Source organism: Azospirillum griseum, from assembly GCF_003966125.1.
Lineage (GTDB): Bacteria > Pseudomonadota > Alphaproteobacteria > Azospirillales > Azospirillaceae > Azospirillum > Azospirillum griseum.
The window spans coordinates 17,185-40,332 of record NZ_RXMA01000031.1; the positions used below are offsets into that span (position 1 = coordinate 17,185).

Annotated in this window: 19 protein-coding genes; 7 read left to right on the forward strand and 12 right to left on the reverse strand. The window is 66.2% G+C overall.

Translation table 11 applies throughout. The annotated features are described in order from the left end of the window. Positions 1-204: 204 nt before the first annotated feature. Both EJ903_RS22345 and EJ903_RS22350 read right to left on the reverse strand, forming a co-directional pair. Positions 205-558 (reverse strand): hypothetical protein, encoded by a 354-nt coding sequence (locus EJ903_RS22345; RefSeq protein WP_126619639.1) that lies wholly within the window; start codon positions 556-558, stop codon positions 205-207. 139 nt (positions 559-697) lie between these two features. Next, positions 698-961 (reverse strand): hypothetical protein, encoded by a 264-nt coding sequence (locus EJ903_RS22350; RefSeq protein ID WP_126619641.1) that lies wholly within the window; start codon positions 959-961, stop codon positions 698-700. A 328-nt stretch (positions 962-1,289) separates the two neighbouring features. On the opposite strand from EJ903_RS22350, the gene EJ903_RS22355 reads away from it, so the two are divergent. Both EJ903_RS22355 and EJ903_RS22360 read left to right on the forward strand, forming a co-directional pair. After that, a complete protein-coding gene (locus tag EJ903_RS22355) occupies positions 1,290-2,069 on the forward strand; it encodes an SDR family NAD(P)-dependent oxidoreductase (RefSeq protein ID WP_174237347.1) in 780 nt (259 codons plus the stop codon). Positions 2,070-2,303: 234 nt separating this feature from the next. Further along, positions 2,304-4,352, forward strand: coding sequence for a methyl-accepting chemotaxis protein (locus EJ903_RS22360; RefSeq protein WP_126619645.1), 2,049 nt, complete (start codon positions 2,304-2,306; stop codon positions 4,350-4,352). Between the two features lie 81 nt (positions 4,353-4,433). On the opposite strand, the gene EJ903_RS22365 is transcribed toward EJ903_RS22360, so the two are convergent. Then, complete coding sequence (locus EJ903_RS22365) at positions 4,434-4,865, reverse strand: Lrp/AsnC family transcriptional regulator (RefSeq protein ID WP_126619647.1); 432 nt, start codon at positions 4,863-4,865, stop codon at positions 4,434-4,436. A 154-nt stretch (positions 4,866-5,019) separates the two neighbouring features. On the opposite strand from EJ903_RS22365, the gene rocF reads away from it, so the two are divergent. The 3 genes from rocF (at position 5,020) to EJ903_RS22380 (ending at position 8,929) form a co-directional block, all read left to right on the forward strand. Next, on the forward strand, positions 5,020-5,958 hold the full coding sequence (gene rocF, locus EJ903_RS22370) for an arginase (RefSeq protein WP_174237348.1): 939 nt from the start codon (positions 5,020-5,022) through the stop codon (positions 5,956-5,958). A 3-nt stretch (positions 5,959-5,961) separates the two neighbouring features. Then, complete coding sequence (locus EJ903_RS22375) at positions 5,962-7,023, forward strand: ornithine cyclodeaminase (protein WP_126619649.1); 1,062 nt, start codon at positions 5,962-5,964, stop codon at positions 7,021-7,023. 172 nt (positions 7,024-7,195) lie between these two features. Further along, positions 7,196-8,929, forward strand: coding sequence for a caspase family protein (locus EJ903_RS22380; RefSeq protein ID WP_210211512.1), 1,734 nt, complete (start codon positions 7,196-7,198; stop codon positions 8,927-8,929). Between the two features lie 26 nt (positions 8,930-8,955). Here the strand turns inward: EJ903_RS22380 and EJ903_RS22385 are convergent, their stop codons facing one another. Beyond that, positions 8,956-10,497, reverse strand: coding sequence for a sigma 54-interacting transcriptional regulator (locus EJ903_RS22385; RefSeq protein WP_126619651.1), 1,542 nt, complete (start codon positions 10,495-10,497; stop codon positions 8,956-8,958). A gap of 206 nt (positions 10,498-10,703) precedes the next feature. Between EJ903_RS22385 and EJ903_RS22390 the strand changes: the two genes are divergently transcribed. Together EJ903_RS22390 and EJ903_RS22395 are read left to right on the forward strand one after the other, a co-directional pair. Continuing rightward, complete coding sequence (locus EJ903_RS22390; RefSeq protein ID WP_126619653.1) at positions 10,704-11,930, forward strand: methionine gamma-lyase; 1,227 nt, start codon at positions 10,704-10,706, stop codon at positions 11,928-11,930. Between the two features lie 415 nt (positions 11,931-12,345). Continuing rightward, positions 12,346-12,837 (forward strand): RT0821/Lpp0805 family surface protein, encoded by a 492-nt coding sequence (locus tag EJ903_RS22395; protein ID WP_126619655.1) that lies wholly within the window; start codon positions 12,346-12,348, stop codon positions 12,835-12,837. A 31-nt stretch (positions 12,838-12,868) separates the two neighbouring features. Here EJ903_RS22395 and EJ903_RS22400 read toward each other — a convergent pair whose 3' ends face one another. From EJ903_RS22400 to EJ903_RS22435, 8 genes are all read right to left on the reverse strand, one after another. Beyond that, positions 12,869-14,254: an MmgE/PrpD family protein gene (locus tag EJ903_RS22400; RefSeq protein WP_126619657.1), complete on the reverse strand. Its 1,386-nt coding sequence runs from the start codon at positions 14,252-14,254 to the stop codon at positions 12,869-12,871. A gap of 15 nt (positions 14,255-14,269) precedes the next feature. Next, positions 14,270-16,213 carry a CocE/NonD family hydrolase gene (locus EJ903_RS22405; RefSeq protein ID WP_246015849.1) on the reverse strand — a complete coding sequence of 648 codons (1,944 nt, stop codon included), beginning with the start codon at positions 16,211-16,213 and terminating at the stop codon, positions 14,270-14,272. An 85-nt stretch (positions 16,214-16,298) separates the two neighbouring features. Beyond that, complete coding sequence (locus tag EJ903_RS22410; RefSeq protein ID WP_246015851.1) at positions 16,299-18,047, reverse strand: M28 family peptidase; 1,749 nt, start codon at positions 18,045-18,047, stop codon at positions 16,299-16,301. 23 nt (positions 18,048-18,070) lie between these two features. Further along, positions 18,071-19,093, reverse strand: coding sequence for an ABC transporter ATP-binding protein (locus tag EJ903_RS22415; protein WP_126619659.1), 1,023 nt, complete (start codon positions 19,091-19,093; stop codon positions 18,071-18,073). A 65-nt stretch (positions 19,094-19,158) separates the two neighbouring features. Continuing rightward, positions 19,159-20,130: an ABC transporter ATP-binding protein gene (locus EJ903_RS22420; RefSeq protein WP_246015852.1), complete on the reverse strand. Its 972-nt coding sequence runs from the start codon at positions 20,128-20,130 to the stop codon at positions 19,159-19,161. Further along, positions 20,127-21,059: an ABC transporter permease gene (locus EJ903_RS27790; protein ID WP_126619662.1), complete on the reverse strand. Its 933-nt coding sequence runs from the start codon at positions 21,057-21,059 to the stop codon at positions 20,127-20,129. Before EJ903_RS27790 ends, EJ903_RS22420 begins: the two co-directional genes overlap by 4 nt. A gap of 3 nt (positions 21,060-21,062) precedes the next feature. After that, on the reverse strand, positions 21,063-22,037 hold the full coding sequence (locus EJ903_RS22430; RefSeq protein WP_126619664.1) for an ABC transporter permease: 975 nt from the start codon (positions 22,035-22,037) through the stop codon (positions 21,063-21,065). Next, complete coding sequence (locus EJ903_RS22435; RefSeq protein WP_246015854.1) at positions 22,034-23,005, reverse strand: alpha/beta hydrolase family protein; 972 nt, start codon at positions 23,003-23,005, stop codon at positions 22,034-22,036. The genes EJ903_RS22430 and EJ903_RS22435 overlap by 4 nt, the downstream gene beginning before the upstream one ends. Between the last annotated feature and the right edge of the window lie 143 nt (positions 23,006-23,148).

Consider the following 23,148-nt stretch of genomic DNA (forward strand, 5'->3'; position numbering starts at 1 on the left):
CGGTGGAGCGCTGGCGGGGGCATCGTCAACTTGTCGACAGGCTGGCAGAGCCAGGGCACAGTGGATGGTAGCGGTCTTCTGATCAGGCGGCCAACGGCGCGCCGACGACCTCGGCCCAGGGGCGTTCGAGGGCAAACCGCGCACGTCGGGTGTGAGCGTGCGCGGTTGACCTCAGCCGATGCTGTGACTTCGGCGTCTGTGACCTCAGCGGGTGGTGCCGTCGCCGATCACCGCGCTGACCTCGAAAGAGGCCGGGCCGCTGTCCGTGCGGCCGACCACCTCCACGCCCGTCGGCGCGGACAGGCCCAGCTTGGCGCGGGCAAAGGTCAGAAAGGACAAGGCCTTGGCTTCATCGCCCTGCGCGGCGATGGACTGGGCCATGGCGATGTAGTTGTTGACCAGATCGCGGTCGGTGCGATCCACCTGCGCCGACGCGGTGGCAGCGGCGGTTTTGGTGTCGGTCAACAGGCTGTCGAACCCGGCGGCGGAGGCCGACGCGGCAACGGCGGTCAGGAGGGCAGCCGACAGGGTGGCGGCGGAGATGATGCGCGCAAACATGGTGATGTCCTTTTCAAAGAAACGGCGTGTCACGCCGAAGAGGGAAGGGTCAAAGACGGAAGGGTTGTGGCGCGGTGCGCCGGTGAAACGCGACGGATCGGTCCGCCGTGATGGGACGGCCTGAAGACACAGGCCGGTGTCAGCGCAGCAGGCCCAGCTTGCCGCGCGCAAAGGTCAGAAGATCAAGCGCCTTGGCGCGGTCGCCCTGGCGGTTCAACGAGTCCGCCATGACAATGTATTGGTTGGCGAGGTCGCGCTCGCTGCGGTCGGCCTGGGTGGCGCTGACGGTCCGAGCGGCGGCCTTGGTTTCGGCCAGAAGGCTGTCAAAGCTCTGGGCCGACGCGCCGCCGCCGACCAAAGCGGCAAGCGACAGGGTGGCCGCGAAGAGCGTGCGAACGAACATGATGCTATCCTTTGCAACACAACGCTCCAATCGGTGGAGCGGTTTTCTTGCCCGCCGGTGGGGAAGGCGCGGGCCGTTCACCGTGGCGATGAATGCAGATTTAGGTGTTGATCCCGCAGGAATAACCCCGCGTTCATCGATAAGACTGTTCTGTTTTGAGCAATAATTCCGGCGCGCGTTGACGGAAGGGAGGCGCCCCCTCTATGATCGTCAGCGAACACAATGCGACGCACTGAATGTTTGATTTGGAACATAACACATCGATCATCACAGATCGTCTGCGATTCGTTTCGGCCCCCGCACTCCACTGTTGAGGATGTTCCCGACCATGACCGAACCGACTTGGCCCGCCGACGCGCTGGCGCAGGACTTCTCCGGCAAACGCGTGCTGGTGACGGGCAGCAGCCGGGGCATTGGCGCGGCGGTGGCCGGGGCCTTTGCCGATCTGGGCGCAACGGTGGTGGTGCACGGTCGCGACGACGCGGCGGTGACGGCCACCGCCCGGCGCATCGGCGGCAACGTCATCCCGCTCACCGCCGATTTCGCCGATCGCGCCCAGGTGCGCGGGCTGGTGGAACGCGCGGTCGCTGCGCTGGGCGGGCTGGACATCCTGATCAACAACGCCGGGACCATGCTCGGGCGGGTCACGTTGGCCGACATCGACGATGATTTCCTGCAAACCCAGTTCGATCTGAACGCGGCCTCGGCCTTGATCGCCAGCCGCACGGCATTGCCCGCCCTGATCGCGTCGCGCGGCAGCATCGTCAACACCGGCTCGATTTCCGGGCGGACGGGCGGCAGCCCCGGTTCGTCGCTCTACAGCGCGGCGAAGGCGTTCCAGGCCAGCCTCGCCCGCTCGCTGGCGACCGAACTGGCCCCGCACGGCATCCGCGTCAACGCGGTGTCGCCGGGAACCATCGCCACCGACTTCCACGACCGCTATTCCACCCCGGAAAAGCTGGCGCAGACGGCGGCGCGCATCCCGTTGAAGCGGTTGGGCAGCGCCGAGGATTGCGTCGGAGCCTATCTCTTTCTCGCCTCCAACCGTTTGGCGGGCTACATCACCGGGCAGGTGATCGAGGTGAATGGCGGGCAGTTTTTCGGCTGATTTCCCGGCTTGTGCCGGGTGCGCCCGCCCGTGCGCGCCTTGCAGATTGCGAATCCACCCAACGCCGCCGTCGCATTTCGCCACGGGCGAAGGGCGCGCCCGTTCCCAAATTGCGACTCCCAACCATTGCGGTGACGGATTTTGTGGTGTCCGACGGTGGCATCAATCTTGAACAGTAGCCTTCAATGATATGAGCAGACCGACCGTCCAGGGTCGGCGTGAAAGGCCGCGACCATGACCACAACCGCCCCATCCTCCACCGCAAGCCCGTTCGGTTTCCGCAATCTGCGGACGGCGACCAAGATTTACATCGGCTTCGGCACCACCCTGTGCCTTCTGGTCGGTTTGGGGGCCGTATCATGGAACGGTCTGCAAAACAGCGACGTGGCCTTGAAGCAATTTGCCGTTCAATCACAGATCACCACCGTGCTGGGTGAGGCCGACACCCACATGTCGGACGCCATGGCGGGCGCGCAGGATTTCACCGGCACAGGCGACCAGCAGGCCGCCGCCAACGCGAAAAAACACCTTGGCGGCTTTCTCGACCGTCTGAAGGCGGCGCAAAACCTGATGCAATTGCCGGAAAATCGTCAGCTGACGGCCGAACTGATCGAGTTGGAAGGGCAGTTTGAGCGCAGCTTTGAGGAATTGATCGCGACCCGGAACGAACGGTCGGCTCTGGTCGCCTCCCATGTCAACGGCAAGGGCGCGGAGATCCGCACCCTGTTCAGCGAGGCGGTGCAGCAGGAAAAGCGCGGCGGCAATCTGGAACGCACCATCGTGATCGCCGGAATGAGCGAACAGTTCCTGTTGAGCCGGGTTCTGGTCGCCCGCTTCGTTGCGGAAAACAAACCGGAGGATTTGGCACGTCTTCGCTCCGACCTCAACAGCCTGCGCACGCGCGTCAACACGCTGATGACGGGTGTTGATGATTCGCCAGCCAAGGCCAAATTGACCGAGGCCGCCGCCGGGTTGCCCGATTTCATCGCGGCGATGGAAAAGATCGCGGCGCTGAACGACAAACTGCGCCAACTGAACGACAGTGTGCTGGAGGGCTTGGGCCGGACCGTGACGGAGAAGATCGGAGCCATCCGCCAGAACGCCACGACCGCCCAAAAGGCGCTGGAAGCATCGGCGGATGAAGCGGTGTCCTCGGCCAAACGCGCGGGGTTGCTGTTGTCGGTGGCAGCGCTGGTTTTGGCCTCCCTGTTCGCCTGGGTGATCGCCCGCGCCATCACCCAACCGCTGAAGGGCATCACCCACGCCATGGGCCGCCTGTCGCAAGGCGACCTGACCATCGACGTCACCGGCACGGACCGCCGCGACGAAATCGGCGAACTGGCCAACGCCCTGGCAATCTTCAAGACCAACGCGCAGGAGATGAAGCGTTTGGAAGCGGAGCAGGCCGCCGCCGAACAGCGCGCAAGCGCCGACCGCAAACAGGCGATGCTGCGCTTGGCCGACAATTTCGAGGGGGCGGTCCAGGGCATCGTCGAAACGGTGGCGACCGCCGCCACCGGGATGCAGCGCGCCGCCACCGCCCTGTCCACCACCGCCACCCAGGCCAGCGAGCGGTCGACCATCGTTGCGGCGGCGTCGGAACAGGCGTCGGTCAACGTGCAGACGGTCGCGTCGGCCACCGAAGAGCTGTCGGCGTCGATCAGCGAAATCGGCCATCAGGTCGAATCCTCCACCCGCATCGCCCAACAGGCGGTTGGCGACGCCGAACGCGCCAACAGCACCATCCAGGGGCTGGTTGTGGCCGCCGAACAGATCGGCCAGGTGGTGGATCTCATCAGCGGCATCGCCGCGCAAACCAACCTGCTGGCCCTGAACGCCACCATCGAGGCCGCAAGGGCCGGGGAAGCGGGCAAGGGCTTCGCCGTCGTCGCCAGCGAGGTGAAGGCGCTGGCCACGCAAACCTCGCGCGCCACCGACGAGATCCAAACCAAGGTGCAGGAAATCCAATCGGCCACCGGCGGTGCCCGCACCGCGATCGGCAACATCGGCCAGACCATCGGGCGGATGAACGAAATCGCCGCCGCCATCGCCGCCGCCATCGAGGAGCAGGGGGCCGCCACCCGCGACATCGCCGTCAACGTCAGCCAGGCCGCGCATGGGACCGGCGAAGTGTCGTCCAACATCGTCGGTGTGTCCAACGCGGTGCGCCAGACCGGCACAGCCGCCAGCGAGGTGCGCACCACGTCGGAATCCCTGGCGACCGAAGCCGATCGCCTGCGCCGCGAAGTGACCGCCTTCATCGCCACGGTGCGCAGCGCCTGACCGGCGCGACGCCACTCGGGCCGCCACGATCAACCGCTCCCAGAAACCCCACCGGTGCGCCGTCACCGGTGGGGTTTGCCGTTATCCGACGGTGGATTTGCGGGCGGACAGCAGGATGCTGGTTTCGGTGGAGGCGATGCCGGGGATCAGCCGCATCCGGCGCAGGGTGTTGTCGAAGCCTTCCAGCGTGTCGGTTTCGATCTCCGCGATGATGTCCCAGCGCCCGTTGGTGGTGTAGAGCGTCCGCACCTCCGGAAAGCCGTTCAGCCGGGCAACCACGCTTTCCGCCGCGCGGCCTTCCACCTCGATCATGGTGATGGCGCGCAACGCCTGCCCCTGCGCGCCCGACCGGACGGTGACGGTGAAGCCCAGAATCACATGATCCTCGACCAGCCGGTCGATGCGGGCGCGCACGGTGGCGCGCGACACGTCCAGCTCGTCAGCCAGACTGGCGACGGAGCGGCGGGAGTCGGCGCGCAGCAGGGACAGCAGGCGGTGATCAAGGTCATCCATGCCATTTTGGTACATGATGCTTATCAGACTGTCAAAACGCATGCGCGTTTTTATCAGTTTCCCGGCTTTTTATCGCCTCTTCCGACCGCGATACTGTGGGGCAGACGAACCAAGCGCCCGCAGCGGCGGCGCACCACCGATAAGGACCCGGACCATGACGGACAGCAGCCTGCCCCCCCCGATCCAGCTTCTGGGCGTGCCGGTTGATGTCGGCGCCGGGCAGAAAGGGGCCTCGATGGGGCCGGCAGCCCTGCGTCTGGTTGGTCTGGTCGACACGCTGGAGGAGCTGGGGTTCTCCGTGCGCGATCTGGGCGATGTGACGCCCAAGCCGCTGCCCGCCGACGCCGATCCCAAGGACCGCCGCGCCCAGATCGCCGGCTGGTGCCACGCGCTGGCCGAACGCTCCTATGGCATGATGCGCGACGGGGCCTTTCCGATCTTTCTGGGCGGCGATCACAGCCTGTCCATCGGGTCGGTGTCCGGCGTCGCCCGCCATTGCGCCGAACAGGGCCGTCCGCTGTTCGTGCTGTGGCTTGACGCGCATGGGGATTTCAACACGCCCAGCACCTCGCCCTCGGGCAACATCCATGGCATGCCCGCCGCCTTCCTGTGCGGGGAGGAGGGGTTTGACGGCATCGTGCCCGACGCCTACCGCACACCGGTCGATCCGACACGGGTGCATCTGTTCGGCATCCGCTCGCTGGACCAGGGCGAACGGGTGTTGCTGCGGGCGCGCGGTGTTGACGTTGCCGACATGCGGTTGATCGACGAGTATGGCGTGGCCGCGCTGATGCGCCGGATCATCGAAAAGGTCCAGGCGGTGGGCGGGCACCTGCATGTCAGCCTCGACATCGATTTCCTCGACCCCTCCTTCGCCCCCGCCGTCGGCACCGCCGTGCCGGGTGGAGCGACCTACCGCGAGGCGCACCTCATCATGGAGATGCTGCACGACGCGGGAGTCGTCGGCTCGCTGGACATTGTCGAACTGAATCCGATCCTCGACGAGCGGGGCAAGAGCGCCCATGCGCTGGTCGATCTCGTGGCGAGCCTGCTGGGCCGCCGCATCCTGGACCACCCCACGCGGAGCCTGTGAGCCATGATTCCCAACCTGAACATCGTCCCCTTCGTCAGCGTCGATCACATGATGAAGCTGGTTCTGAAGATCGGGGTCGAACGGTTCCTGTCGGATCTCGCGGCCTACATTGAGGAGGATTTCCGCCGCTGGCCGGTGTTCGACAAGACCCCGCGAGTCGCCTCCCACAGCGCCGACGGGGTGATTGAGCTGATGCCGACCAGCGACAACCGCAACTACGGCTTCAAATACGTCAACGGCCACCCGAAGAACACGCGCGAAGGACGCCAGACCGTCACCGCCTTTGGTGTGCTGTCGGACGTCGCCACCGGCTATCCGGTGCTGATGACCGAGATGACCATTCTGACGGCGCTGCGCACGGCGGCGACCTCGGCGGTGGCGGCCAAGGCGCTGGCCCCGCGCGGGGCCTCCTGCATGGCGATCATCGGCAACGGCGCGCAATCGGAATTCCAGGCGCTGGCCTTCAAGGCGCTGTTGGGGATTCGCGAGCTGCGCCTGTACGACATCGACCCCGACGCCACCGCCAAATGCGCCCGCAACCTCGCCGGGTTGGGCTTTGCCATCACCACGTGCCACAGCGCGCAGGAGGCGGTCGAGGGCGCGCACATCATCACCACGGTGACGGCGGACAAACAATACGCCACCATCCTGACCGACAACATGGTCGGGGCCGGGGTCCACATCAACGCGGTCGGCGGCGATTGCCCCGGCAAGACGGAGTTGCACCGCGACATCCTGCTGCGCTCGGACATCTTCGTCGAATACCCGCCGCAGACCCGGATCGAGGGCGAAATCCAGCAATTGCCCGCCGACTACCCGGTGACGGAGCTGTGGCAGGTGCTGACCGGTGCTGCGGTGGGGCGGCGCGACGCCCGCCAGATCACCCTGTTCGATTCGGTCGGCTTCGCGACGGAGGATTTCTCCGCCCTGCGCTACGTCCGCGACCAGCTTCAGGGAACCGGCCTGTACCAGGAACTGGACATGCTGGCCGACCCGGATGAGCCGCGCGACCTGTTCGGCATGCTGCTGCGGGCAGCGTCCCCGCCGGGGGCGGTGGCGGCGTAAGACGACCCTCCCGGTTCGCGGACCGCGTTGCCGATGGTCTGGTTGCGGCGGCGGATAATCCGGTTGGAGAATCCGCCGCCCGCATACGCCGGGCTGTCATTTTCTCCAGCCATGGGCCATTGGAATTTGGCAGAATGCCGCCGAAACCGTTTGATCCAGGGGTGATGCGGCCGTGCGGAGATGGAAACAGGTTGCGGCGCTGGTGCTGCCGCTGCTGGTGATCGGCCTGTCACCAGTCTGGGCGGAGGGGCGGCGCGTCGCCCTCATCCTGGGCAACAGCGCCTATCAGCACGCCCCGCCCTTGACCAACCCGGTCAACGACGCGCGGGTGATTGCGGAGTCGCTGACCAAGGCCGGATTCGAGCTGATCGGCGGCGGCGCGCAACTGGATCTGGACAAGGCGGGGACCGAGCAGGCGATCCGCAAATTCGGCACCCGGCTGGCCGGGGCCGATGTCGGGCTGTTCTATTACGCCGGGCATGGCGTGCAGGTGCGCGGCAGCAACTATCTGCTGCCGACCTCGGCCAACCTGACCAAGGAGGCCGACGTCCGCTATGAGCTGATCGACGTCAACGTCGTGCTGGAAGAGATGACGATCGCCGAAAGCCGGTTGAACATCATCATCCTCGACGCCTGCCGCAACAACCCGTTTGGCGGGCGCGGCCTGCGCTCGGTCGGGGCCGGTCTGGCGCAGATGCAGGCCCCGGCGGGAACCATCATCGCCTACGCCACCCAGCCGGGGGCGGTGGCCGCCGACGGCGAGGGGGCCAACAGCCCCTACACCGACGCGTTGGCCAAGGCGGTGTCCAAGCCGGGCGACACTGTGTTCGACGTGTTCAACGATGTCGGCGTGACGGTGAAGCGCAACACCGGCGGGGCACAACAGCCCTGGGTGTCGGCTTCGCCCATCGAGGGGCGCTTCTATTTCCTGGGGCCGACCACGGTCGTCACCGCTTCCACTCCTGCCTCCGTCCCGCCGACGGCGGACAAGGAGATGGCCTTCTGGGACAGCGTGAAGACCAGCAGCAACCCCCGCCTGTTCGAAGCCTATCTGCGCCAGTTCCCGCAAGGCACCTTCGCCGCCATCGCCGAGGCCAGGATCACGGAGCTGGGCGGCAACCCGGCCGCCGCGCGGGTGGCAACCGTGCCGATGATTCCAACCAATCCCCCCGCTCCCTCCCCCGTCGCCCCCAGCCCGCCCCCAGCGGTCCCCGCGCCGACTCCTGCGGCTCCCGCTCCCACGGTCGACCTGTCCACGCCCGCCAGCCCGCCGGGGCCATCCGGCACCAAGACCCAGACGGCGGGGTTGGCCGCCCCCCCTGCCCCGCCGCCGGTTGCCCCCCTTCCGGGTGGCCCGGCGCGACCGCTCGACGCGTCGGCCATTCCCTATGTGTCCAGCAAGGCGCGGGAGACGCTGAGCCGCTACGCCGAATGGCCCAGCCCCAAGGCGCTGGCCATTTCCCAACAGGGCAATTACGCCTACTTCACCAACCGCACCGGCACCCGCAGCGCGGAGGATGTGAAGCGCAGCGCGCTGCAATATTGCCAGTTCAACGCGGAGGAACCCTGCGCCCTCTACGCGGTGGACGATGCGGTGGTGTTCGAGGGGAAGGCCGGATTCAAGGCGACCCCAGTCGATATTCCTGGCAGCGGGCGGTTCGATCCGGCTCTGGTTCCTTTCGTTTCCGACCGCACGCGCGAGGTTGCCATGGCCAACTACGCCCGCAACCCCACCAACAAGGCGATCGCCCTGACCGCCAGCGGCATCTGGGCGGCGGTGTGGGGGAAGGACACGGAGGAGACGGCCCGCGACGCGGCGCTGGAGCAATGCCAGTCCCGCAGCCAGAAGGAGGATTGCTATCTCTACGCCGTCAACGGCGAGGTGGTGTTTGACGAGGAGCACTGACACCGGCGCGATTGATGGCCTGTGGTTTACGGTGTGATCCCGGCCGCCTTCAGCTTTTGCGCGATGGTGGTGTGTGACACCCCCAGCCGGGCGGCCAGCTTGCGGCTGGACGGGTAGAGCGGCCACAGGCGGCGCAGCAGGTCGGCTTCGAACCGGCGCTGCGCCGTGTGCCAATCCGGCGGCAACACGTCGTCCTCGCCCGCGCTTTTGGGATCGCCTCCGCCGTCCCGGCTCAAATCCAGATGCTCCAGCCCGATCACCGGGCCGTCGGCCAGCGTCAGGGTGCGGAACACCACATTCTGCAATTGCCGGACGTTGCCGGGCCAGGGGTGGCTGGTCAGCCGCTCCAGCGCGTCCGCCGTCAGGCGCGGCGTTGGGCGACCGATCTGCGCCGCCGCCCCGCTGAGGAAGCGGTCGATCAGGCGGGGAATGTCCTGCCGCCGTTCGCGCAAGGCCGGAACATCGACCCGCAACACCGACAGGCGGTAGAGCAGATCCTCACGGAAGCGGCCATCGCCGCACAGGCGGGCCAGATCGCGATGGGTGGCGGACAGGATGCGCACCGACACCCGCCGCTCCTGCTTGCCACCGACCCGGCGAAACGCTCCATCCTCCAGGAACCGCAACAGCTTGGATTGGACATAGGGCGACATTTCGCCGATTTCGTCGAGGAACAGCACGCCGCCGTCGGCCAGTTCCAGCAGCCCGAGCTTGCCGTCGCGCGTCGCCCCGCTGAAGGCACCGGGGGCGTAGCCGAACAGCTCGCTTTCCACCAGATTTTCCGGCAGCGCCGCGCAGTTCAACGCCAGAAAGGGGGCGCTGCGGCGTGGCCCCGCCCCGTGGATGGCGCGCGCCACCAGCTCCTTGCCCACCCCGGTCTCGCCGCCGATCAACACCGGGGCGTCCACCTCGGCAAAGCGGCGGATGCGGTCCTTGACCTGGGCGATCAGTGATGAGTCCCCGACGATGCGGTCCAGCGTGCCGCTTTCCCCCGGCCCGACCAACGCCAATTCCCGACCGATGCGTTGGGAGGCGCGGAAGATGACCAGCCAGCCCGGGCCGCCGTCGCCCTTGGCCGTCCCGCCGATTGCCCCGGTCGCCATCATCTCCACCAGATAGGCCCGACCGTTGACGGTCAGGGTCAGCGTGCCGTCGCCGCTGCCGCCACCATTGTTGCCGCCTTTGCCGCGCAAACGGGACGCGATGGCGGCGGGAAGCGCCGCCGTCGGGCCAAGGATCGCCTGGGCCGCCGCGTTGGCCGCCGTGATGCCGCCGTCGGCGGCCACCACGAGCAGCGGGTCGGGGAAGGACGCCACCAGCGTTTCCAGCGCCTCCCGCCGCCGGTCGCCGGGCAGCGCGTCGATCACCGCCACCGCCTGCACGCCAGGGATCCACTCCAACCCCATGCGCAGGCCCGGCAAGTCCGCCGCGCGCAGGCCCGGCACATGGGCATAGACATGGCCAGTCTCCACCTCCAGCCGCCGCAGGTCGAAACCGGCGCGGGCGATGACCGCCAGAATGTCGCTGGTGATGCCCACACGGTTTTCGCCACGGATGTCGAGCATCATCGTCAGAAATTCCTTACAGTGTCAGAAAAATCTTACACCCGCGTCCTCCTTGTGAAAAGCGGGGTTGGTGTGGATGCCCGGCAAAGGGTGTAAGAAATTCCTTACAAGACTCACGGATGATTTCATGCAAGCTGTTGATTTATAATGATTGGCCTGTCCCTTGCGATGACACGGGCAACACAGCCCCCGAACCACGAGGTTGCCCCATGCCGTCGTCGCCGAAGTCCGGTTTCGCCACCCGCGCCATCCATCACGGCTATGACCCGATGGAGCACAACGGCGCGCTGGTCCCGCCGGTCTACATGACCTCGACCTTCGCCTTCCCCGACGCCGCCACCGGTGGCCAGCGCTTCGCCGGAGAGGGCAAGGGCTACATCTACACCCGCCTTGGCAACCCGACGCTGAATTTGCTGGAAAACCGGCTGGCGGTGCTGGAAGGGGGCGAGGCCGCGCTCGTCACCTCCTCCGGCATGGGGGCGATCACCTCGGCCCTGTGGACGCTGGTCCAACCGGGCGACGAGGTGATCGTCGACAAGACGCTGTACGGCTGCACCTTCTCCTTTCTGCGCCATGGGCTGGCCCGCTTCGGCGTGACCGTCACCCACGTCGATCTGACCGACGGTGCCGCGCTCGACGCCGCGCTGTCCGCCAAGACCCGCGTGGTCTATTTCGAAAGCCCGGCCAACCCGAACATGCGGGTGGTGGACATCGCCGCCGTGTCGGTCGCCGCCCACCGGGTTGGCGCGCTGGTGATGGTCGACAACACCTATTGCACGCCGCTGCTGCAACGGCCGTTGGAGCTGGGGGCCGATCTGGTCGTGCATTCCGCCACCAAATATCTGGGCGGCCATGGCGATCTGACGGCGGGCGCGGTGATCGGTGGGGTGGAGCTGCTGGGCCGCATCCGCATGGTCGGGCTGAAGGACATGACCGGGGCCGTGCTGTCGGCGGCGGACGCCAACCTGATTTTGCGCGGGCTGAAGACGCTGGAACTGCGCATGGAGCGTCATTGCGCCACCGCCCGTCTGGCGGCGGACCTCATCGCCGCGCACCCGGCGGTCAAGACCGTCCATTTCCCCGGCCTGCCCAGCCACCCGCAGCACGCCGTGGCCAAGCGGCAGATGAGCGATTTCGGTGGGATGATCGCTTTTGAGCTGCACGACGGCTACAGCGGCGGTTTGCGCTTCATGGACGCGCTGCGGCTTGTCACCCGCGCGGTCAGCCTGGGCGATGCCGAAACGCTGGTCCAGCACCCGGCCAGCATGACCCACTCCACCTACAGCCCGGAAGAACGCGCGATGTACGGCATTTCCGACGGTCTGGTCCGCCTGTCCATCGGGCTGGAAACACCCGCCGATCTGCTGGCCGACCTGTCACAGGCGCTCGACCATGCGCTGAGCCACGCCGGGATTGTCGTTGGCCATTGTTCGTGAACCAGGCCGCTATGAGCACGGTTTGGAGCGCCGGGCCTGAAATGTGGCTCTGCACGGCGCTCTAAGCTTTCATTGATCGAGCAGATTCACGCGTGAAATCGATTCCGATTTAACACGATCTGCTCTAAATCAATTCTGACTTAACGCGATCCGCTCTGACACGGTCGATGACCGGGCAGCGCAAAGGCGCAGTGACCTGGACGGGATCCTTGACGCGCCTTCGCTGCCGTGCGCGCCGCCGGTTGGCGTGGAGGAAGTTCCCGGTCCGGTTTGTTCAGCCCCTTAGCGCTGGCGATGCTCCGAACGGTCTCGTCGATGGGCCATGCGCAACGGCAGAGGGAAGGAGGGCTGCACAAGCGGTTCCGTTTGCGCTATGATCGCAGGAAGCCTTTTGGCAAAGAAAGAGATCACAATCATGCGTGTTCATACCCGTCCGGTCCGTTTTGCCGCCGTCGCGGTGCTTCTGCTGTCCACGACGCTGGTCGGCTGCCAGACCGGTTCCATGGGATCAAAGGAGGGGCTTGGAACCGTTGGCGGTGCGGTGGCCGGCGGTCTGATCGGCTCACGTTTCGGGGGCGGTTCGGGCAAGCTGGTGGCGGTGGGGGTCGGCACGTTGTTGGGGGCCTTCGTCGGGCGCGAGATCGGTTCCTCCCTGGACAAGGCCGATCAGACTTACGCCGAACAGGCGGCAACCCGCGCGTACAGCGCCCCCATCGGACAGCCCATTCGTTGGAACAACCCCCAATCGGGCAATCAGGGGACCATCGTGCCGATCCGCGACGGCTACGCCGATGGCGGGGCCTATTGCCGAGAGTTTCAGCAGACCATCGTGGTCGGCGGGCGCACCGAACAGGCCCATGGCACGGCTTGTCGCCAACCTGATGGATCATGGAAAATCATGGGGTGACGTTGGTGCAAAACGGTTGGTGTGGTGGTGTCTATGCTGTGGCTGCGCGCCCTGGAAAGGCAAAGTCGGCCATGGACTGCCGGTCGTGGTTGGCAAACGCCTCCAGCCACGCGAACAGCGCCTCGGCCTGTCCTGGCAAGACACCACCGAAATCAGCGCAGTCGGCGAATTTCCGCCAGCGCTCCACATCGCTGAACGGCAGGCTGGCGTCACCGCGCGCAGTCTGACGGATGTCAAGAAAATGACCGCCGTTGTTCAGCACCAGCGTGATGCGGTGGGGCAAGCGCCCGCTGGCCGATCGTTCTTCCGCCGGATCATAAACCGACAGCTCGGTCAGCGGCAGCAAAGCACGCAACTCGGCGCGATCAACCGCCGTTTGCGTGAAATCGGTCAGCCGCAGCGTGTCCTGCCGAAGCGCCAACGCCAGAGCGTAGGGCATGGAAAAACGCGCCTGCATCTCGTTGACCGGGCGAGCGTATGACAGGTTGTTGGCGTGGGCCTGCGTCACCTGCACGCGGATCGCCGCCACATCCTCCGCCGCAAACCCATGGTGACGGCGCAGGTCAAGCACAGCGTCGATGGCCCGGTGCGTGGCACCGCAGCAAGGGTGCCGTTTGGCCGTCAGCCCGATGGTCTCAATGGCGAGTGCGCCATCTTCAGGCCCACCTTCGGGAACCGGCCATCCGCGCGGGTGTGCGCCACCGCACAGGCCAAGGAAACCGTCGGGCGCTTCCAGAATGTCCGCACGCCCCGCCATCCCGGCAGCGGCCAGCGATGCCGCCTCAACGGCGTTCCGCGCCGCCAAACCGGCGTGGAGCGGCTTGACCGGCGTGCCGAACTGCCCCTTTGGCCCACCGCACAGGCTGACGGCGATGGTCATAGCCGCCGCGATGGACGGTTGATCCAAGCCGATCAGACGGGCGACGGCCGCCGCCGCGCCGATGCAGCCAACCGTGGAGGTTGAATGCCATCCGGCGGTGTAGTGGGATGGATTGACCCCTCGACCAACCCAGGCCTGCGCCTCCAGACCGATGATGTAGGCCGCCACCACCTCCGCCCCGCTGCGGCCATGGGCCTGAGCGGCCGCCAGCAGAGCCGGGACCAACACCGCCGAGGCGTGGGTCGTGGCCCCGTGGAAATTGTCGTCGAAATCCAGCGCGTGCGCCGCCGTTCCATTCACCAGCGCGGCAATCCCCGCGCCCACCCGCTGACCCGACACGGTCGCACAACCCGGACCGCCGGTCTGCTGGCCCGTCATCGCGCAAGCCTGAGCCACGGCGCGCGTCGCCGGATCGTCACGCCCGGCGATGATGCAGCCAAAGGTGTCGGTGATGGCCGCGCGGGCGCGTGCAACCGCCAGCGGGCTGAAGGACGCGGCCCCCACCGCCCAGGCCGCGATCTGTTCGGCAACGGTCATGATTGGCAGCCTCCCTTACAGGACCGGTGTCAACGCCGATGGCGCGACCAGCGGCAGGACGAGTTTGGAACTGTGTGTGCCGGACAGATGGACCGTGTTGCGCGCCACGTTGAACGCCCCGCCCACCCCTTCCGGTGCACCGGTGTTCGGGTTGACATCGAATTTCGGAAAGTTGGAGGAGGAGATGTCCAGCCGAATGCGGTGTCCCGCCTTGAACAGATTGGCGGTGGCGAACAGCTCCACACGGATGGGCACGATCACGCCCGGCTCCATCAGGCTGGGCGTTTCCCAGGAGTCGCGGTAGCGGCACCGAAGGATTCCGTCGCTGAGATTCATCGCAAAACCGGTCGGGTAATCGTCGGATGGCGGATGGACGTCGATCAGTTTGGCGGTGAAATCGGTGTCCGGCGCGTCGGAGGACACCCACAATTCCACCACGATCGGCCCGACCACCGCCACCGCCTCGGTCAGCGGATCGGTTTCGAACATCAGCACGTCCTGGCGCGACGACAACGGCAGCCCCGGCGTCGTGCAACCGAAAAACCGCGCGTCTTCGCGCTGGTCGTGCGCCCCGCCCTCAAAAACCGGACGCCCGCTGGTCAACGCCCCGCCAATGGTCGGCACCGGGGCGCGCGGATCGAAATCATAGGTCAGACAGGCGTCCGTTTCGGTCGGTCGATCGGTGGACAGCGCCCCGGACCGGTGCAGGTAGAATTCGGTCGTCCGCGCCGCCGGAAGCGGCCATTCCGGGGCCTCGACCCAACAGCCGCCATGGTCCAGATGGCCTTGCGGTGTCTGCCGCCCGGAACCGCCCCCCATCAGGAAGAGGCGCACCGGCTGTTCGTCCCGCGCGGGCGCTTCACCCTTCAGCCACTGGTCGAAACAGGCAATGCGGAAGACGGTCCAACTGTCCGCCACATTGCCGTCAAACGTCGCCTGCGGGCCAAAGTCGACATCGCCGAACACGGTCTTGGTCCGGTTGCCGTGGGTCCACGGCCCCATGATCACCCTCGGCTCGTGCGACCGGCCACGCAACCCGGTGTAATTTTCAAAGGTTGACGGCACATAGACATCGTACCAGCTCGACATCAGCACGACCGGAATGTCGGGGATGTCGTGGTAATAACCGGCGGCGTACAGACCGACCTTCTTCCAATACTCGTCAAACACACCGTGCTGCCATTGATCGAGCAGATAGCGCTCGTAATCAGGATCCCAGCGCAGCGGCGAGTTGCCGGTTGACCAGGGCATGCGCTTGAACCACAGCTTGACGTCCTCCGCCGCCAACGCGTCGCGCACCCGGTCGTCGTCGTCGGTGCGCCCGTCCTGGGCATAGTTCCAGGCCCAGGTCGCCTGCTTGAGTTCAAAGGCTCCACCCTGGCGGATGCCGCAGCGGTGCGCGTTGGAGAACCCGCCGGAATCGAGGATCATCCCAGCCAACCCCGGCGGCGACAGGCAGGCGGCGGCCAATTGCGTGTGCGCGGCGTAGGAGAGGCCGATGGTTCCAATCTTTCCCGAACACCAGGGTTGGTCGTTGATCCACGCGATGGTGTCGTAGCCGTCCGGCCCTTCCGCCACATATTTGGTGAAGCGCCCTTCCGAGTCATGCCGCCCCCGGCAATCCTGGTACACCATGATGTATCCCGCCGCGCAGAACGCGTGCGCCAGCGCCTCGCGCGAGCAGGGCACATCTGAGCCGACGCTCAATTCGGAGCGGGACGGTTTGCGTTTGCCGTAGGGTGTGCGCTCCAGGACCACAGGAAATGGCCCCGCCCCGTGGGCCGGAACGTAAATGTCGGTCGCCAGATGGACGCCGTCGCGCGTGCGGATCATCACATTCGGGTACCGCCGCATCGTGTCGCTCAGCCATTCCGGCGAGGGCAAACCCGCAAACCGATCGAAAGAAGCCGCGCCGTCCGGCGTGCACACGGAATCAAACAGAGTGTGTGTGGTGGGCATGACGTCTCCATGGGCGGCCCCAACCGTGTTCGGGTTGGCCCCGCCGTATGCTTCAATGTTTCAAACGCCGCCGACTTCGGGCGGGTCAATCTCCGAACCGTTCTCCGGCCCCACCAAGCGCCGCGTCCACGGCGAGAACCGCTTGCCGCAGGCCGTGCACCAGCCGGTTGCGGGATCGGACGGCGTCGACCTTGGCGAACCGCTCCGCGTCGGTCCTGGGCTGGGTTGCGGCGAGCTTGCGGATCGGCTCCAGCACCGGCCACGCGGGCAAGGGCAGCGCCGGATCATGGGCAAAGCGGTTGCCCGTTGTGTAATCCAGCGGAACCAAGGCGCGGCAGACCGCCACGATGCCACGGTTGATGGTGTCGGAATCGATTCCGCCCCCGGAGGCGGCGTGCAGTTGGTCCAAGCGCTGACGCAGTCGCCGCAGCATGGCGTCCGCATCCTGGAGATCGAAGCGCGAGGACAGCCGGTCGGACAGGGATTCCAGCTCCTGCGCCAGATCGGCAACCTGCCGCCGGTAATCGAGCGGCAACGGATCGCAACACAGCAATCCCCAGACGACGCGCAGGACGACACGGGCGTCGCGCACCAGATGAACCGGGTCGATCTTGTCGATGCGGTCGTGCTCGGTGTGCCACCACCATCCCAATTCGTTGCGCAGCTTCAGCGCGCCGGGTTCCTGCATGCTGAGGCTGCCGAACACGGATGGAATGCCCAGACCGGGAAAGGAATCGTCGGCGGAGCGGGCCTTGCGCCGCCCGAGCAGGGTTTGCCCGGTCTCCTCCCGGATCGCGTCCGCCGCCAGATCGAACAGCGCCCCCGCCGACCCGGTGCGGGTGAGGTTCAGCGCGCCAACCGCCCCCGGACTGTCGAGATTGACATGGGCGACGCAGCGGGCCTCCAACTCCAACCAATTCTGATCGGCGTACCAGGCCGAGCCGGAATAGCGCCCCTGGGAGTGACCGGACCACAGGCACAACCGCAAGCCACGCCGCCACCGGTCACGCACACTGGCCAGGATCCGCACCACCTCGATCATCGCGACGTTGGCGGTTCCATTGTCCATCACCCCTTCAAACCACGTGTCCACATGGCAGGAGACCAGCACAAAGGCCCCATCCGGCGACCCCGGTCCGGCGGTGGGCGGCAGATCGGCGACCAGCAGCGGGGTTTTGCGCCAACCGGTGTCGACCGTCGCGTGCAGCGTGACGGTGCAGCGCCCTTCGGCCAGATGGCGGCGCAACCCGGCCCCAACCGCGTCCGCCACCGTCACGACCACCACCGTCGGCAGATCGTCGATCGTCGTTGCCGACGGGCTGCCCCACACCGGGGACACGCACATCTCGTGACACAGGCCGTGGGGGCTGACATGAACGACCCCGACCGCCCCCGCCTGGCTGGCCCGCAGCGCCACCCCCGGATCGGCGATGCCATCGACCAGCACCACCCGCCCGGCCAGATCGGCCTGCGCAAAGTCGGCGGCGGAACCGTTGCCGAGATCAACCAGATCACCGGTGCAACCCTCCGGCCCGGAGGAACGCGCCATCGAATGGGTGATCGCCGCGAACCGCTCCCCCCCACAGGTCAGATGCGCCGACAGCGGCACGCTGATGTAGGCGTCGTGGTGGATCAAGCTGGCGGGAACGCCCATCGCGTCGAGGTGATCCTTGAGGGCGCGGAAGCATTCACGCTCCGTTTCCGTGCCGCCGACCTTGGTCCAGCGCGCCATCCGGCCCAGCAGCTCCATCATCCGCTCGCCGGACACCGCCGCCAGCGGCGGGCCGCTCGCCGCCGCCGCGTTTGTCCTGTCCATGGCGTGTGTGCGCATCATGACCTCCTTTGCGGACCCGACGGTCAACCAACGTCGTTCAGATGGCAGGCCGATGTGTGGCCAGGAGCAACGCTTTTCAGCCTTGGCCGCTCCACCGTGCAGCGGGCGACCGCGTGCGGGCAGCGCGGGTGGAAATGGCAACCGGAGGGCGGGTTCAAGGGCGACGGCAGTTCCCCCTTGATGGACGAGAAGGACCGCCGCGTCAGCTCGATCCGGGGAACCTCCGCCAACAAGGCCTGGGTGTAGGGGTGGTTGGGGCGGGCGAACACCTCCTCCGTCGGGGCTTCTTCGATGATGCGACCGAGATACATGATCGCAACCCGGTCGGAGAGATGCTCGACCACGCCCAGATCGTGGCTGATGAAAAGATAGGTCAGGTTCAACTGTTCGCGCAGGTCCATGAACAGGTTCAGGATCTGCGCCTGGATCGACACGTCGAGCGCGGCGACGGCTTCGTCGCACACCAGCATGTCGGGTTGCACCGCCAGCGCGCGGGCAATGCCGATGCGTTGGCGTTGCCCGCCGGAAAACTGATGAGCGTAGCGCCCCTTCAAGGAAGGATCGAGGCCCGCCCGCAACAGCTGTTCGTCGACATAGGCGGCCTGCGCCGCGCGGTCCCCCCGGACGATGCCGTGGATTCGCGGCGCTTCGCCCACGATTTCCGCTACGGGCAAGCGGGGGTTGATCGACGCGAACGGGTTCTGGAACACCATCTGCGTGCGCAGCTTGCCGGTGCGCCGTTCGTCGTCCGACAGGGTGTCAACGTCGCGCCCGTTCCAATAGAGCTTGCCAGCCGTGGGCGGCAGGATGCCCGCCACCATGCGGCCCAGGGTCGATTTCCCGCAGCCCGATTCCCCGACCAGACCAACCACCTCGCCCTTGCGGATGACAAGATCGACCTCGTCCACGGCGCGCACCACGGACGGCGGCTTGGCCAGCCCGACCGACACCAGACCCCGGTCCACCCAATCCAACTTGCGCCCGAAACGGCGCGACACCCCCTGCACCTCGACAATGGGCGCGGGCGGCCCTGCCCAGTCGGACATGACATCCGTCCCGCCCTGCTTCACCGGCTCCATTGCGCCCCCGATCCTGCTTGTCATCAGCCCGTTCATGCCAGCACCTGCGTGTTGGGATGGACACAGCGGTGCCAATGCGCGCCCTGCCCCGTCAGCTCCGGCATCACGGCGCAATCCCCGTCCGCCCGCGCGCAACGGGTGCGGAAGGCGCAGCCGTCCGGCAAGGTCAGCAACGACGGCGTCATGCCCGGAATTTGGGCCAACCGGCTGCCCCGCCGGTTGCGGCTGGGCACGGACCCGATCAGACCGGCGGTGTAGTGATGGTGGGGTTTCCCGATAACCTCGGCCACATCGCCGTATTCAACGATCCGTCCGGCGTACATCACCGCGATGCGGTCGGCCAATCGCGACACCACCGACAGATCGTGCGTGATCCAGATCAGCGCCGTTCCCTGCTCCGCCGTCAGCTTCTGCACCTCCGCCAGGATCTGCGCCTGGATGGTGACGTCGAGCGCGGTCGTCGGCTCGTCCGCCACGATCAGGTCCGGCTTGTTCAGCAACGCGATCGCGATGGCAACGCGCTGACGCATCCCGCCGGAGAATTGGTGCGGGTAGGCGTTCAACCGCTCCTCCGGGCTTGGGATGCCCACCTGCCCCAGCGCGTCGCGCGCCAGGGCGCGGGCCTCCGCCTTGGACACCGGACGATGGGCCGTGACCGCCTCGATCATCTGGGTGTCGATCCGCAGCACCGGATTCAGCGTCATCATCGGGTCCTGGAAGATCATGGCGATGCGCCGTCCGCGCAATCGCCGCATCTCCTCCTGGCCCAGCTTGGTCAGGTCGGTGCCGTCGAACAGGATTTGGCCACCGGTGATCCGGCCGGGCGGTTCCAACAGCCCCATGATCGAGAAACCGGTGACGGACTTGCCCGAACCCGATTCACCGACCAGACCCAGCACCTCGCCGCGTCCCAGGGTGAACGACACGTCGTTGACCGCCTTGATCTGCCCGGCACCGACCGGAAAGGTGGTCTTGAGACCACGCACGTCGAGAAGAACGCTCACGAGTGGCTCCTCGGATTCAGGACATCGCGAAGATGGTCGCCGACCAGATTGATGGCGACGATGGTGATGAGCAGGGCCACGCCGGGGTAGAAGCTCATCCAGAATTTGCCGGACAGCATGTATTGATAGCCGTTGGCGATCAGCATGCCGAGCGACGGTTCCGTCACCGGAACGCCCAACCCCAGGAAGGACAGGGTTGCCTCCAGCGCGATCGCCCGCGCGATCTGGACGGTGACGATGACGATCAGGGGCGGCAGGCAGTTGGGCAGCAGATGGCGGAACAGGATCCGCCAGCGCGGGATCGCCAGACATTCCGCCGCCTCGATGTACTCCTTGCGCCGCTCGACCAGCGCCGTGCCTCGGGCGGTGCGGGCGTAGGCGGCCCATTCCACGATGATGAGCGCCAGCACCACATTCGTGACGCCCTTGCCCAGAAAGGCCAGGATCATCAGAGCGACCAGGATCGACGGAAAGGACAGTTGCAAATCGACGAGGCGCATGATCGCCGTTTCGGTCCGGCCACCGGCGTAGGCGGCGATCAGCCCCAAACTCGCCCCCACCAGCGCCGCCGTCACCGCCGAGGCCACCCCGACCCCCAACGAAATCCGCAGGCCGTACAGGATGCCCGACAGCATGTCGCGCCCCTGCTCATCCGTGCCCAGCCAATAGGTCATGCCGCTGGCGGCGGAGGAGCCGGGTGGCAAGCGGCTGTCGAGAATGTCGAGCTGCATCAGATCGTACGGATTTTGCGGCGCGATCAGCGACGCCGCCAGCGCGGCCAGAACAACCAGACTCAGAACGACCAGTCCGAACATGGCGAGCCAGGATCGCGAGAACTCCCGGATGACGCGCTGCGTTGGTGTTTCGACCGGTGCCAGCCTTTGGACCGGTGCCGCAGGTTGGTCGGCGGTTGGAGCGGACAGGTTCATGGCTCAACCCTCGCCGTTGTGCTGAACCCGGGGGTCGAGCACGGTGTACAGGAGATCCACCACCAGATTGATGGTGACGAACAGGAAGACGATCAGGATCAGGTAGGCGACGATCATCGGCCGATCGAGCAGATTGATGCTGTCGATGATCAGCTTGCCCATCCCTGGCCACGCGAAGATCGATTCCGTGACCACCGAAAACGCGATGGTGGATCCGAATTCCAGGCCGATGACCGTCACCACCGGAATCATGATGTTTTTCAACACATGAACGAAGATCACCCGCCGTTCGGTCAGCCCCTTGGCGCGGGCGAACTTGACATACTCCTGCGGCAGGACCTCGCGCACCCCGGCGCGGACCAGCCGCATCACCAAAGACACCTTGAACAGGGCCAGATTGCAGGCGGGCAGGATGAGATGCGTCAAGCCATCAAGGGTCAGGAAGGACCAGTGAATGCCCAGAAACTCCCGCGTCATTCCGCGACCGCTCGACGGCAGCCAGCCCAGTTGCACACCGAACACCATGATGAGCAACAGCCCGACCCAAAAGCTGGGCAGCGAAAACCCGAAGATCGACCCGGCCATCACCGTCTTGGCCAGAATGGAGCGCGGACGCAACCCAGCGTACAGCCCAAGCGGAATGCCGATCACCACCGCCAGGAACACGGCGCAGAAGGCAAGCTCCAGGGTCGCCGGCATCCGTTCCAAAATGATCTGGAGCGCGGGTTGCCCAAACACGAAGCTCTTGCCAAAGTCACCTTGCAGCGCGCCATAGAGGAAACGCCCGTACTGCTCCCACAGCGGCCGGTCCAACCCCAGGCTTTGCACCACCTGCAAACGTTCGGCCTGGTCGGCGTCCGGCGCGATCAAGATCGCCACCGGATCACCGATCACATTGACGCCGACAAAGACGATGACGGTCATCGCGACGATCACGAACACCGACTGAAGGAGTCGGCGGACAAACCAGCCAATCATCGGGCCACCTCCGCCGACGCACGCGGCCCGGCTCCGGCGTGCCGCCGCTCCTCCGATCCGCCATGGTCTTCCGATTGTTTCACATCATCCTCTTGTCTGTGGCCATGGCCACGCTTTTGGGCGATCGCATCGGACAGGAAATCCTTCACACGGTCCAGGAACCGCAAACGATCGTGCGCGACGCCCGGAAGCCGATCGAACCGCACCGTCACCCCAGCTTGCGCGAAGGAGCGCTTCAGCGCAGCCAGACGATCCGGCCGGGTGCGTCCGGCGTCGTTCGCCCCCTCCATCCAATGGAGACCGCCAGGCGTGTGGGTGATTTCCCAAGTTTCCAGGTCGGCGTCACCGACCAGCATCTGAACCGGAAGTCGCGCCAGGGCCGCCGCGTCGAAGGCAACACCGAAGCGATCCCCGATGTCCCTTATCCCAACCCACCAGTCTTTTGTCGGATCCAGCATCGTCACCGATCCCGGCGCGCCAATCGACACGGCCCACAGCCGATCCGGATGAAGGATCGCGAAGCGATGGGCGAATTGTCCACCCCCCGAAAACCCGAACAGGGCAAAGCGCGACCAATCCTGACCGTATGTGGCGGCTGTCTCCGCCACCATCGCCAGGACCAGCCGGTCATAGCGGATGTCGCCGTCCACCAGATATTTGTAGCCGCTGCGGTCAGAGGTTCCACCCATCCCGATGGGAAAGAGCGGACACAACACGGCGCAGTCGTGCCAGCGCCCAAACTCGGCAAAGCCGTCACGAAACTCCAGGAAGGAGGTGCGCCCGGTGCCGTGCATGGCGACCAGCAGATCCACGCGCCGCCCATCGGCGACACTCGGGGGCACATACAGGCAATATTGGGCGCGCGGGTCGGCGGCGCAGGCAAAGATCGCGGTCTTGCCGAAATTGTAGGTGTTGCGCGCCCGGGTTGCGGGCGGAGCGTCTGCGGATCGGGAGGGACTCTCGGCCATCGTGTTCCTGCTCGGCTGAAAGGCCTTTCGGCGGTCAATGGACATTGTGCAAGAGTCGGGTGACACGCGGTTGGGCAATCCCCAACCGGCGGCGTCCCCCGCGTCGTTGCCCGCGAGCAAGACCGTGGTCATGCTCATGGCGA